General features: G+C 65.2%; 13 protein-coding genes and 1 pseudogene. 3 read left to right on the plus strand and 11 right to left on the minus strand.

Annotation, left to right across the window (positions count from 1 at the left end; all coding sequences use genetic code 11):
- Positions 1–4: 4 nt before the first annotated feature.
- The 7 genes and pseudogenes from C6571_RS12640 to C6571_RS12670 form a co-directional block, all read right to left on the minus strand.
- Positions 5–1,189, minus strand: a complete 1,185-nt coding sequence (locus C6571_RS12640) for a pyridoxal phosphate-dependent aminotransferase (protein WP_106446994.1) — start codon at positions 1,187–1,189, stop codon at positions 5–7.
- A 16-nt stretch (positions 1,190–1,205) separates the two neighbouring features.
- Positions 1,206–1,700 (minus strand): annotated as a pseudogene (nusB, locus tag C6571_RS12645) (transcription antitermination factor NusB); the annotation flags it as partial.
- A 71-nt stretch (positions 1,701–1,771) separates the two neighbouring features.
- A complete protein-coding gene (ribH, locus tag C6571_RS12650; RefSeq protein ID WP_106446995.1) occupies positions 1,772–2,236 on the minus strand; it encodes a 6,7-dimethyl-8-ribityllumazine synthase in 465 nt (154 codons plus the stop codon).
- A 10-nt stretch (positions 2,237–2,246) separates the two neighbouring features.
- A complete protein-coding gene (gene ribBA, locus C6571_RS12655) occupies positions 2,247–3,377 on the minus strand; it encodes a bifunctional 3,4-dihydroxy-2-butanone-4-phosphate synthase/GTP cyclohydrolase II (protein WP_106446996.1) in 1,131 nt (376 codons plus the stop codon).
- A gap of 190 nt (positions 3,378–3,567) precedes the next feature.
- Complete coding sequence (locus C6571_RS12660) at positions 3,568–3,876, minus strand: 2Fe-2S iron-sulfur cluster-binding protein (RefSeq protein WP_106446997.1); 309 nt, start codon at positions 3,874–3,876, stop codon at positions 3,568–3,570.
- Between the two features lie 49 nt (positions 3,877–3,925).
- A complete protein-coding gene (locus C6571_RS12665) occupies positions 3,926–4,546 on the minus strand; it encodes a DUF938 domain-containing protein (RefSeq protein WP_106446998.1) in 621 nt (206 codons plus the stop codon).
- A 366-nt stretch (positions 4,547–4,912) separates the two neighbouring features.
- Positions 4,913–5,194, minus strand: coding sequence for a DUF427 domain-containing protein (locus C6571_RS12670; protein WP_106446999.1), 282 nt, complete (start codon positions 5,192–5,194; stop codon positions 4,913–4,915).
- Between the two features lie 95 nt (positions 5,195–5,289).
- On the opposite strand from C6571_RS12670, the gene C6571_RS12675 reads away from it, so the two are divergent.
- On the plus strand, positions 5,290–6,216 hold the full coding sequence (locus tag C6571_RS12675) for an aminotransferase class IV (protein WP_106447000.1): 927 nt from the start codon (positions 5,290–5,292) through the stop codon (positions 6,214–6,216).
- Here C6571_RS12675 and C6571_RS12680 read toward each other — a convergent pair.
- On the minus strand, positions 6,205–7,089 hold the full coding sequence (locus tag C6571_RS12680) for an NUDIX hydrolase (RefSeq protein ID WP_106447001.1): 885 nt from the start codon (positions 7,087–7,089) through the stop codon (positions 6,205–6,207). The two genes, C6571_RS12675 and C6571_RS12680, sit on opposite strands and share 12 nt — an antisense overlap.
- Positions 7,090–7,194: 105 nt before the next feature.
- Here C6571_RS12680 and C6571_RS12685 point away from each other — a divergent pair, with 105 nt between their 5' ends.
- Positions 7,195–8,103, plus strand: coding sequence for an SDR family NAD(P)-dependent oxidoreductase (locus C6571_RS12685; RefSeq protein WP_106447002.1), 909 nt, complete (start codon positions 7,195–7,197; stop codon positions 8,101–8,103).
- Between the two features lie 95 nt (positions 8,104–8,198).
- On the plus strand, positions 8,199–9,713 hold the full coding sequence (gene gshA / locus C6571_RS12690) for a glutamate--cysteine ligase (RefSeq protein WP_106447003.1): 1,515 nt from the start codon (positions 8,199–8,201) through the stop codon (positions 9,711–9,713).
- A 45-nt stretch (positions 9,714–9,758) separates the two neighbouring features.
- On the opposite strand, the gene C6571_RS12695 is transcribed toward gshA, so the two are convergent.
- The 3 genes from C6571_RS12695 to C6571_RS12705 form a co-directional block, all read right to left on the minus strand.
- The gene (locus C6571_RS12695; RefSeq protein ID WP_245901272.1) at positions 9,759–10,460 is read right to left on the minus strand and encodes a DUF4124 domain-containing protein; all 702 of its coding nucleotides are present in this window, start codon (positions 10,458–10,460) and stop codon (positions 9,759–9,761) included.
- Positions 10,461–10,468: 8 nt separating this feature from the next.
- Positions 10,469–11,032, minus strand: coding sequence for a hypothetical protein (locus C6571_RS12700; protein ID WP_106447005.1), 564 nt, complete (start codon positions 11,030–11,032; stop codon positions 10,469–10,471).
- A gap of 162 nt (positions 11,033–11,194) precedes the next feature.
- Positions 11,195–12,154 (minus strand): chemotaxis protein, encoded by a 960-nt coding sequence (locus C6571_RS12705; RefSeq protein WP_106447006.1) that lies wholly within the window; start codon positions 12,152–12,154, stop codon positions 11,195–11,197.
- Between the last annotated feature and the right edge of the window lie 17 nt (positions 12,155–12,171).

A 12,171-nucleotide genomic window follows, 5' to 3' on the forward strand; every position in this document is an offset into this window, starting at 1 on the left:
TGCTTCAAGCCAGCAGCGCCCGCAGCCGGCGCACGGCTTCCTGCAGGTGGTCCATGGAACTGGCGGTGGAAAAGCGCAGAAAACGCTCGGGCTCGTGCGTGCCGAAGTCGCGCCCAGGCGTCACCGCCAGGTGGGCGCGGTCCATCAGGGCATAGGCCAGATCCCAACTGCCTTGCACGCCCAGGCGGGTCGCGGCCTGGGTGCCATCGGCCCAGGCGTAAAAAGCGCCATCGGGCATCACCGGCACATGGAGGCCCAGCTGCTGCAGCTCGGGAATGAAGTAGTCGCGCCGCGCCTTGAAGGCCGCGCGGCGGCGCTCGTATTCGGCGATGCTCTCCGGCTCGAAGCAGGCCAGCGCGGCGTGTTGGGCGATCGTGCTGGCGCAAATAAACAGGTTTTGCGCCAGCCGCTCAATGACGGGAACGAGCTGCTCGGGCACCACCATCCAGCCCAATCGCCAGCCCGTCATGTTGAAGTACTTGCTGAAGCTGTTGATGCTGATGATGTCGTCGGCAATGGCCAGCGCGGTGTGGCCGAACTGTTCTTCGTAGGACAGGCCCAGGTAGATTTCGTCGATCAGCGTGATGCCGCCGTGCGCCTGCACCACTTCGTGGATGCGGCGCAGCTCCTCGGGTGCGATCGAGGTTCCAGTGGGGTTCGAAGGGGAGGCCAAAAGAACGCCGCGCGTCTTTTTGCCCCAGGCGGCGCGCACTTTGTCGCTGCTGAGCTGATAGCGCTCTTGGGCTGTGGTGGGAATCAGTATGGCCGTGCCCTCCGCCGCGCTGACGAAATGGCGGTTGCAGGGGTAGCTCGGGTCGGGCATCAGCATTTCGTCGCCGGCTTCGACCAGCGCCAGGCATGCGAGCTGCAGCGCGGCCGACGCGCCGGCAGTGACCACAATGCGCCGCGCCGGCACTTGCACGCCAAAGCGCTCTGCGTACCAGCCACTGATGCGTTCGCGCAGCGCGGGCATGCCCAGCGCCTGGGTGTACTGGGTGCTGCCGTCGGCAATGGCGCGGGTGGCAGCCTCCGCTACCGCCGGCGGCGCGGTGAAGTCGGGCTCGCCGATGTTGAGGAAAATCATCGGCTCGGCACTGCCTGCCACGGCATGCGCCAAGGTTTGCGCTGCTTTGGCCACTTCCATCACGTAGAAAGGCTCGATGCGCTGAGCGCGTGCAGAGACCCTCATGGCGCGGTCCTGGGGCGCGCGTGCTGCCCTGGTCCTTCGCGACTTCGGCCGGGCGCAGGGACGGCGCCAGGCCGCCAAGCACGCCGTTGACGTATTTGTAGCCGTCGGTGCCGCCGAAATCCTTGGCCAGCTCGATGTATTCGTTGAGCACGACGCGCCAGGGCACATCCAGGCAGTGCTGGAATTCGTAGGCGCCCATCCACATCACCGCGCGCTCGATCGGCGAGATTTCGGCCAGCTTGCGGTCCAGCAGCGGAACGATCAGTGCGTCGAGTTGCTCCGCCCCCGCAATGCAGCCGTGCAAGAGCGCGTCGTAATGCACCGAGTCGGCCTTGTGAAAGCCGGCCAGGTCGCGCGTGAAGAGGTCGATGGCGGTGGCGTCGTTGCGGCCGACCAGATGCTGGTACAGCGCCTGCAGCGCGAATTCGCGCGAGCGGCTGCGCGCCGACTTGGCCGAGGCCTTGCGCCCGCCGGTGCTGGTGAGTTTTCCGGTGTGGGGGGCGGCCGGAATCGGGGACGAGGTCGCAGCGGATGCATCGGCTGTGACGCCTGGCTCGATCTGACCCTCAGGGGTAGAGCCGCTCATTCAAGCTCCTCCAGCAGATTGGCCATTTCAACGGCCACGCGTGCCGCGTCGCGGCCCTTTTCGTGTTGGCGGGCGATGGCCTGCTCCAGGTTTTCGGTGGTCAGGATGGCGTTGGCCACTGGCAGGTGGTAGTCCAGCCCGATGCGCGTGACGCCAGCTGCCGATTCGTTGGCCACCAGTTCGAAATGGTAGGTCTCGCCGCGGATGATGCAGCCCAGCGCAATCAGCGCGTCGTATTCATCCTGCTCGGCCAGCGCCTGCAGCGCGGTGGCCACTTCAAGCGCGCCGGGCACGGTGACGTGGCGGATGTTTTTCTCTTGTACGCCCAGCGCCAGCAGCTCGGTGCGGCAGGCCTCGGCCAAGGCGGTGGTAATGCCTTCGTTGAAGCGTGCCTGCACCATCGCGACGTGCAGTTTGCTGCCATCCTGCTTGTTTGCATTTCCTTTGTCTGCGCCGAACATGGTGTTCTTCCTATTCTTTTGGGATGTAACCGGTGATTTCGAGTCCGTAGCCCGCCATGCTGGGCATGCGGCGCGGCTGGCCCATGAGCTGCATGCGCACGACGCCGCATTCGCGCAGGATCTGGGCGCCTACGCCGTAGGTGCGCAGATCCATGCGTCCGCGCTCGGGCGCGTGGGCGGCGCGGGCCGTGCCATCGAACTGGGCCAGCAGCTGCTCGGCGCTCTCACCGCAATTGAGCAGAACGGCCACGCCGCGCCCCTGGCTGGCGATGTACTGCAGACTGGTGTCCAGTCCCCAGGAGTGCATGGCGCGGTTCACCTCCAGCGTGTCGAGCACCGACAGCGGCTCGTGCACGCGCACCGGGACCGATTCGCCCTCCTGCCACTGGCCGCGCACCAGCGCGATGTGCACAGCCTGGCTCGGGCCATCGCGGAAGGCATGGGCGGTGAACTCGCCAAAGGCGGTCTGCATGCTGCGCGTGCCGACTTTTTGCACCAGCGATTCGGTGCGGCTTCGGTGTTCGATGAGGTCGGCAATCGTGCCGATCTTGATGCCGTGCTCGGCAGCAAACAACTGCAGATCCGGCAGGCGGGCCATGGTGCCGTCGTCTTTCATGATCTCGCAGATCACGGCGGCCGGGCTGCAGCCGGCCATCGCGGCCAGGTCGCAGCCGGCTTCGGTATGGCCCGCGCGCATCAGTACGCCGCCATCCACGGCTTGCAGCGGAAAGATATGGCCGGGTTGCACCAGATCGTCGGCCTGCGCCTGGGCAGCCACGGCGGCCTGCACGGTGCGCGCGCGGTCGGCCGCCGAAATGCCGGTGGTCACCCCTTCGGCCGCTTCGATAGAGACGGTGAAAGCCGTTCCCATTTTTGTTCCGTTGCGTGTCGCCATGGGCGGCAGGCGCAGGCGCTCGCAGCGCTCGCGGGTGAGCGTCAGGCAGATCAGGCCACGGCCAAAGCGGGCCATGAAGTTGATGGCCTCCGGCGTGACGTGGTCGGCGGCCAGCACCAGGTCGCCTTCGTTCTCGCGGTCTTCTTCATCGACCAGGATCACCATGCGCCCGGCGCGCATTTCTTCGACGATGTCTTGCACCGGAGAGATCGGTGCGATGGCTGAGCCAGGAAGGGGGGCGTTCATCGGAGGCTTTCGAAGGTGGAGCGTGGCAGGGGCCGCATGCAGCAGGTCCTGGGGAGGCCGGGCCGGCAAGCCGATCTCCAGAGAACATGCGCTGCGGCGCTGCCGACAATGGGCCAGCCGCCGAGCGTGAAGGCAGACGACCGGGAAAACCCGGAATTTTACGGGAAGCGCGCCGCCGTGGCGCAGGGGCTCATTGCGGCTCGCCCCGTTCCAGCTCTATGTCGGACATCGGATAGGCCACGCAAGGCAGAACGCAGCCCGCCTGCAGCTCTTCGGTGGTCAGGCCCGGCCATTCCATCGCGTAGCGCACCTCGCCGGCCACCAAATGGCCGATGCAAGTGCGGCAGGTGCCGCTGCGGCACGAACTCGGCCAGTCGATTCCGCCTTGCTCGATGGACAGCAGCAGCGGCTGCTCGGGCCAGGCGTCGCAACTGGCGCCTTCGGGGAGCACCTGAGCGGTGAAAAACGGAAGCTGGGGTGGAAGCAGTGAAGTGGTCATGCGGCAGAGCTGTACGGGCGCTGCAGCAGGGCAGCGGAAAACGAGAGGTTCAAGGCGCGCGGCCGAACACCAGGAGCAGGTTGTTGGCTGGCATGGCGTGGCGCTGCAGGAGTTCAAGCCCGACCCGCTGCGCTTCGTGGCGAACCTCTTGCAGTCGACGCAGTCCCCAGGCGGGGTCGCGCTCGCGCAGGCTGGCATCAAAGGCGAGGTTGCCGGGCGCCGTGAGCACGTCGTCCTCCAGGTAGGGGCCGTAGGTGACGAGTCGGCCGTTCGGGGCAAGGTGGCGCGCGGCGCCCTGCATCAAGCCTGCGCAGCAGGCCCAGGGGGCGATGTGCAGCATGTTGGCGCAGTAGATCAGGTCGAAGGGCTGCGTGAAGGCTGGGCCTTGGGCGGGCCAGTGCGGTGCACGCACGTCGAGCTGCACCGGCGCGCGCACATTGCCTGCTCCGGTTTGCGCTGCCCACGCACGGATGGAATCAAAAGCATCTTCCTGCCAGTCGCTGGGCTGCCAGCGCCAGCCAGGCAGGGCCGCAGCAAAGCAGGCGGCGTGCTGGCCGGTGCCGCTGGCAATCTCCAGCGCCTCGCCGCTGGGAGCGAGCAAAGCATGCAGCCGCTCCAGGATGGGGGCGCTGTTGCGCTCAGCGGCTGGACTGTATTGCGGCAAACTCATAAATACCAATAAAAACCGGCTCTAGCGCAATGTAGTAAAAGGAATATAGCTATATAAAGCATAGCTAAATGGGCGGGTAAAGCGTGAACATCGGGCGTCTTGCTGCGCAAAAAACAGGCGCTGACAAAGAAACCCATGCAGAGCACCCACTTGCGCGCCCCATACCGGGCTTACCCCAAGTTATCCCCAGGATTGTCCCTTGAACGCGGGGACAAGTGGCGGCTCCAGATGCTTGCCGGGGTGCGTAAATTTTCAGCGCCGTAATAAATAGTGTTAAAAATCAACGGCTTATGAGATTCGTACAGTGCCTATCCCGGCTTATCCACACGATTGTCCAAGTTTTACAGGGACAAGGAAGGCAGTGCTTTACGGCGCGACGGTCACACCTTTCCAGAACGCCACGCGCCCGCGAATCTGCTCCGCTTCGGGCTTGGGGTCGGCGTAGGTCCAGGCGGCGTCAGGGTTCATTTCACCGTCCACCAAAAGAGAGAAATAGGTGGCCTGGCCCTTCCACGGGCACATGGTTTTGTGGTTGCTGAATCCGAAGTGTTCGCGCTTGAGCGCCGATTCGGGAAAGTAGTGGTTGCCTTCCACCAGCACGGTGTCGTCGCTTTCGGCAACGGTCACGCCGTTCCAGACTGCTTTCATGATGCTCCTTGGGGCAGCGCAGGGCTGCGGTGATGTACTAAACGGTTGGGCGACACCGTGTGACGCCGTGGCGGGGATGCTGCCAGAATGCCCGCATGACCACCTTAGCTGATTATTCCCAAGGCGCCGCCTTTGTGCGTGGCCAGTACCTGCCTATTGCCGAGGCGTCCATTCCGATCACCGACTGGGGCTTCCTGCGCTCCGACGCCACCTACGACGTAGTGACGGTGTGGGAGGGGGCGTTTTTTCGGCTCGACGCCCATTTGGAACGCTTTGCGCGCAGCTGCCAGAGTTTTCGCCTCGACCCCGGCCTCTCACCCGCGCAGATCACCGGTGTGCTGGAGCACTGCGTGCGCCTCTCGGGGCTGCGCAGCGCCTATGTCGAGATGATTGCCACGCGCGGACAGCCCCCCTGGGGTTCGCGCGATCCGCGCCAGGCGGTGAACCAGTTCTACGCTTTTGCTGTGCCTTACGTCTGGATTGCCAATGACGCCCAGCGCGAGCGCGGCTTGAATCTGATGGTCAGCGAGGTGCAGCGCATCCCGGCCAGCAGCGTCGATCCGCGCGCCAAGAACTACCACTGGAACGACCTGACCATGGGGCTGTTGGGCGCTCTGGATGCAGGGGGTGACACGGTGGTGCTGACCGACGGCGCCGGCAATGCGGTGGAGGGGCCGGGGTTCAACCTGTTTTGCGTCAACGCGCAGGGCGCGCTGGTCACGCCCGCCGAGGGCGTGCTGGAAGGCATCACCCGGCGCACGGTGATCGAAATTGCGCAGGCGGCCGGTCTGCTGATCGAGCAGCGAGCCCTGCCCGTGCCGGAACTGCGCGGCGCGCGCGAGGCGTTCGTCACCAGCTCGGGTGGCGGCGTGCTGCCCGTCACCCGCATCGATGGTCGGCCCGTGGGCGACGGCCTGGTGGGCCCGGTGACGCAGAAGCTGCTCAGCACCTATTGGGATTGGCACCGCGATCCGCGCTACAGCCGCGTCATCGATTACACGGATTCCGGTTCAATCAAATAGGGCATCGAAGCCTTTTTCCGGGAAGAAACGTCGCTCGCGGTACTGCAGGCACGTGGGGCCGGGCAGGGCGCGTTCACGCACCGCGTGGCGGGCATCGCCGGGGTAGCAGATCACGCGTGTCTCGCCATCGTCAAAGGCCTGCGGCAGGATGGTGGGCGGACGCCGGCACGAAGCCGCTTCGAGCACCTGCTCCACACTGGCGTACCGAGCCAGGTGGGCAAGACTCATGATCTGGGGCGGGGCCAGGTCGATGGCGCCATCGCGGTATTGCTCCAGCGCAGTGCGAGGCGCGATCCACAGCGTGTCCACGGTTTCCTCGTCATCGTGCCGTGCCACCTGGCCGGCAGGGGCGCGTGCCACAAAAAAGCGGGTGTCAAAGCGCCGGGTCGACATGCTGGGCGCCACGGGCGTGATCCAGCGGGACCAGGGCCGCAGAGCGCGCGTCTGCAGGCGCAGGGCCAGGGTCTCCAGCATGTTGGTGAAGGCCTGGCCGCCGCGCAGGCGCTTGCGCGCATCGCTGGCGTCAAGAACCCGGTCTGCGGTCTGGGGTTCGGCCAGAAGCAAGCCGCATTCCTCCAGTGCTTCGCGCAATGCCGCCACGTACAAGGCAACTGCGGTTGCGGGCGTGGTGCCGTCCTCGCTCAGTTGCTGCGCCAGGGTGGAAAGGGGTTGGTCCAGATGGGTCGAGCCATCGGCGAAATGGTCTTCGCGCTCAAGCTTGCCACCGGGAAAAACATAAATGCCAGCCATGTTTGACGCCTTGGCATGGCGCCGCAGCAGCAGCACCTGCATGCCCGCAGCGCCGTCCTGCAGCAGCACGACGCTGGCTGAGTCGCGTGGAGATTCCTGACTGGTAGGTGGGGCAGCGTGCATGCGGCAGGGGGGATCAAAGCGCACAGTCTCGCACGGCAACCGGTGCCGCACCTTTTTCCACGTAAAGTACGCCTTGATACAAATTGTCGATCAGGAGAAAAAGCAATGCAGTTGGATTTCAAAGGCCGAGTGGCCATCGTGACCGGAGCGGGCGGCGGTCTGGGGCGCGCGCATGCGCTGGCGCTGGCCGCACGCGGCGCACGCGTGCTCGTCAATGACCTGGGTGGCGGGGTGCATGGCGAAGGAGGTTCTGTGAGCGCTGCCCAGGCGGTGGTGCAGGAGATTCATGCCGCTGGCGGTGAGGCGCTGTCCAATGGCGCCTCAGTCACCGACTTTGACGCCGTGCAGGCCATGGTGCAGCAGGCCATTGATGCCTGGGGCCGGGTGGATGTGCTGGTGAACAATGCCGGCATCCTGCGCGACAAGAGCTTTGCCAAGATGGACCTGCAGGACTTTCGCACCGTGCTTGATGTGCACCTGATGGGCGCGGTCCACTGTTGCAAGGCGGTTTGGCCCCACATGACAGCGCAGGAATACGGCCGCATTGTGATGACGACTTCGTCCACCGGTCTGTACGGCAACTTTGGCCAGAGCAACTATGGCGCGGCCAAGCTCGCGCTCGTCGGCCTCATGCAGACGCTGGCGCTGGAGGGGGCCAAGCACCACATCCATGTCAACGCCCTGGCGCCCACGGCCGCCACACGCATGACCGAGGGCTTGATGCCCGAAGAAATCCTTGCCATGCTGCAGCCCGAAGCGGTCGTCCCGGCCATGCTGGTGCTGGCGCACGAGACGGCGCCCACGCGCACCACGCTGTGCGCCGGTGCCGGCAGCTTCGAGGCCGCGCACGTCACGATGACGCAGGGCATTTTCGTCGGCACCGGACCCGACGCGCCTGAGCAGCTCGCCGCCCGCCTGGCCGAAGTGACGGCACGCGCTGGTGACACCGTCCCCGGCAGCGGTGCCGCTCAGGGCGCGCTGGAGGTGCAGAAGGCCATGGCAGCGCGCAGCTGAACCGATCGAGGGCGCGAATTTCCTTGCCGCAGCGCGGAGCCGGGCAGCGTGCTAAGTTCTGCGCACTTAAAAAACAGCCAACGGCACGTAATTTCATGAGCTCCCTCCAGGACGCAATCCGCGCGCAGCCACTCTCCGGCATTCGCCGCGGCATTGAAAAAGAGGGTTTGCGCGTGCAGCCCACAGGCGAGCTGGCACTGACGCCCCATTCGGCCAAGCTGGGCTCGGCGCTCACCCACCCGCACATCACCACCGACTACTGCGAATCGCAGATTGAGCTGGTAACCGGCGCGCACCTGGCCATTGACGATTGCCTGGGTGAGTTGACGCGCATCCACCAGTTTGTGCACCACACGCTGGCGGCCATGGGCGACGAACGCCTGTGGGCGTCCAGCATGCCATGCCGATTGCCCACCGATGAGACGATTCCGCTGGCGCGTTATGGCAGCTCGAACGTAGGACGCGCCAAGAGCGTCTACCGAATGGGTCTGGGCCACCGCTATGGGCGGCGCATGCAGACCATTTGCGGCATTCATTACAACTGGTCCATGCCGGGGGTTACCAGCGAGCAGTATTTCGCGCTGATCCGCAATTTCCGCCGACACGCCTTTGTCCTGCTGTACCTGTTTGGTGCGTCGCCCGCGCTGTGCTCCTGCTTTGCCCAGGGCCGGCCGCACGCCCTGCAGCCGCTCGAGCCCGACGCTTTGTTTCTGCCGCACGCCACGTCGCTGCGCATGGGGCGCCTGGGTTACCAGAGCGACGCGCAGGCCACGCTGGCGGTGAGCTACAACGGGCTTGATGGCTATGCGCAATCGCTGCAGCAGGCGCTGACCCAACCCTATCCCGCTTACGAGGCGGTGGGTATACGCAATCCCGGTGGTGATTACAACCAGCTGGGTACCAGCCTGCTGCAGATTGAAAACGAGTTCTACGGCACCATCCGTCCCAAGCGGGTGATCCGTCCCGGCGAGCGTCCGCTGCATGCCCTGCGCGAACGCGGCGTCGAATACGTCGAAGTGCGCTTGATGGACCTCGATCCCTTCATTCCGGTCGGCATCACGGCCGAGACCATGCGGCTGCTGGATGTGTTTTTGCTGCACTGTCTGCTCTCGGACAGTCCGCACGACACGCCGGACGAGATCACCGAGATCAAGCACAACCAGCACCTGACGGCGGCGCGGGGGCGCGAGCCGGGACTGTGGTTGCTGCGCGGCGGGCGTTCGGTGCCTTTGGTCGAATGGGCGGCCGAAGTGCTGGAGGCATGCACTCCGTATGCAGCGGCCCTCGACGCAACGCACGGAGAAGCGGGCTATGCCACAGCACTGGCCAACGCCCGCGCGACCCTTGCTGCACCCGAGACGACGCCCTCGGCGCGCATTCTTCAGGCGATGGCGCAGCAGCCGGAGCGCGGATTTGTGGGGTTTGCTGCCGCGTGTTCGGCACGCGCGCGCGACGCACTGCTGGCCCTGCCCTGGAGTCCTGAGAATCAGGCGCGCTTTGAAGCCATGGCGGCAGCGTCCTGGGAGGCGCAAAAGGCCATTGAGGCGGCTGACACCCAGTCTTTCGAAGACTGGCGCGTGGAGTACATGTTGGAGAAAAACCTGGATTGAACGCTTGAGAACGCGCCGCTCTCCGCGCGGCTGGTACGGGCACGGTCAGCGCTCTTGAAAGCTTCCGCGCCCGGTACGCGGATAGCGCTTGCCGTTGCTGTCGGTGCAGGTAAATGACGTGCATTCCTTGATGTGCGGGCGCTCAGGCCGGTCGGTGTGAGGTGGCCTGGGCCATACAGGACGCACCGGCCATGCGGGGGGCTGCACAACCACTATCTGCGGGCGGCTGGCGCGGGCCGCCTCAGCCTGTGCGTAGGCCTCGGGGCCCAGGCAGGAAAAATCCATTTGGCGCTGCGCAGCTTCCAGTCGGGCGGCTTGCTCCTGCGCAGTGCGCGCAATGCTGCCGGCCACGCTGTTCAACTGGCGCCGGGCGTTGGCACACGCAGCCGAATTGGCATAGTCGAGCGGGGCGCTCTGCCGTGCGCGCTGCTCATCGCGTGCTTTTTGCGCCTCCCGCGCTTCGCGGCGCTCGGTGGCTTCTGCCTCGGCCGCGAGGCGTTCGCGCAAGCGCTGCGCAGCTTCTTCGCTTGCAGCGCGTTCGCGCGCCAATTCCTCGGCACTTTTGCGCGCCTCCACTTCGTGGCTTCGATCGCCCGCGTCGCACGCCAAATCGGTATACGTCACCTTGCCCGTGCGCGCATCGGTGCAGCGCAGCACCTGGGCCTGTGCCGGTAGTGCGAGGGCGGCGCAGGCGCAACAAAGTGCTGCGCCCATCCGCCACGTCCAGCGTTCCAAAGCGCTGTACATGGCAGGCCTCAGGGCATGTCTTCCGAGCGCGGCAAGAACTGGCCGGTCTTGGGGTTGTAGCGGTCGTAGTCGGTGCGCGGACTGCCGTCGGAATTGCGGTTGTTGCGGCCGGCACGTTCTCGCTGCTCGCGCTGGCGCTGCGCCAGTTCGCGCTCGCGCCGCTCGCGCTCCCACTGGTCGCGTTGGCGCTGTGCATCGTTGCGGGCGCGTTCTTCGCGCTCGCGCTGGGCACGGTTCTGATCGCGTGCTCGGTCACGTTCCCATTGGGCGCGATCGCGTTCGCGCTCAAGGCGGTCGCGTTCGCTGCGCTCGCGCGCTGCCTGGCGTTCCCGCCACGCGCGCCGCTCGCGGTCGTCACGCATGTCTTCCCAGCGGTCTCTGTCCCGCCGCACGACCGGGTAGGCCGGATAGGTTGAATAGGCCGGTGTGTCGTAGATGATGCCGCCGCCGTACACGGGCGTCGGCTCATAGGCGCCGGAGTAATACGGGTCGCCAGGCGCGGTGGCGCAACCAACGGTGGCGGCAAGCAGCACGGTGGCGGCGGCGATTTTCGGGAGGTGCTTCGATAGCATGTGGGGCTCCTGCGGCGCGGGCTGGTGCGCGGTCTTGGTATCCGTCGCAGGGGATGCGACGGGTCTGATCCCTGCTTATACGCGTGGATCGACAGGTCCGTTGACGGTCAAAGCCTACATTGCACGTTCTTTGCCTGCGCTTTGTGGTTGCAGCCGGATGTATCAGGGCAGCAGCACCTTGCGCAGCGTGTTGGCCAGGTCTTCTGCAACAAACTTGGCAACATAGCCATCGGCTCCCACGCTGCGCACATGGTCTTCGTTGGCTGATCCGGAAAGGGACGAGTGAATCACCACAGGGAGGCCACTTAAGCGTGCGCTTTGCTTGATGTTGCGCGTGAGGGTAAAACCATCCATCTCCGGCATTTCCAGGTCGGTGAGAACCAGGGCCACCTTGTCGTGCACCGTCTTGCCTTCGGCCTCGGCCTCGTCGGCCAGAGCATTGAGCCGGTCCCAGGCCTCTTTGCCCGATTTGGTCATCTGGTAGGGAGCCTGCAGCACCTTGAGCTCCTGCTCAATGAGCGAACGGGCAACAAAGGAATCGTCGGCCGCCAGCACGATGGTGCCGGGTTTGAGGATGAGCCGCGAGCCCACTTTCTGCGGATCTACCTGGTGCTCATCGGACGGCGAGACCATTTGCAGGATGGCTTCGACGTCGAGCACCTGCGCCAGGCGCGTGTTGTCGGTGTTGCCGTCCAGCCGTGCAATGCTGGTGACGAGTTTTCCGGCCGAGCCGCTGGACTCGGCCGACATCACCTGGTTCCAGTCGAGACGGGCAATGTCCTCCACCGACTCCACCGCAAAAGCCTGCGTGGTGCGCGCAAATTCGGTCACCAGCATGATGTTGAGCCCCGTTTTGGGGGTGCAGCCAACGATGGACGGCAAGTCGAGCACCGGAATGACCTGGCCGCGCAGGTTGACGACACCCAGCGAATGCGGTGTGGCGCCGACGATGGGCGTGATCGCCGGCATGGCCACGATCTCGCGGATCTTGAACACGTTGATGCCGAACAACTCCGACTGGCCCAGCGCACTGTCGGTGCCCAGACGAAACAGCAACAGCTCGAACTTGTTGCTGCTGGTGAGGTTGGTTCGCTCGTCGATTTCTTGCTGGGCTGTCTTCATGGGAAACGTCCTTCTCG

Origin of the sequence: Simplicispira suum, from assembly GCF_003008595.1 — a bacterium.
Taxonomy (GTDB): domain Bacteria; phylum Pseudomonadota; class Gammaproteobacteria; order Burkholderiales; family Burkholderiaceae_C; genus Simplicispira; species Simplicispira suum.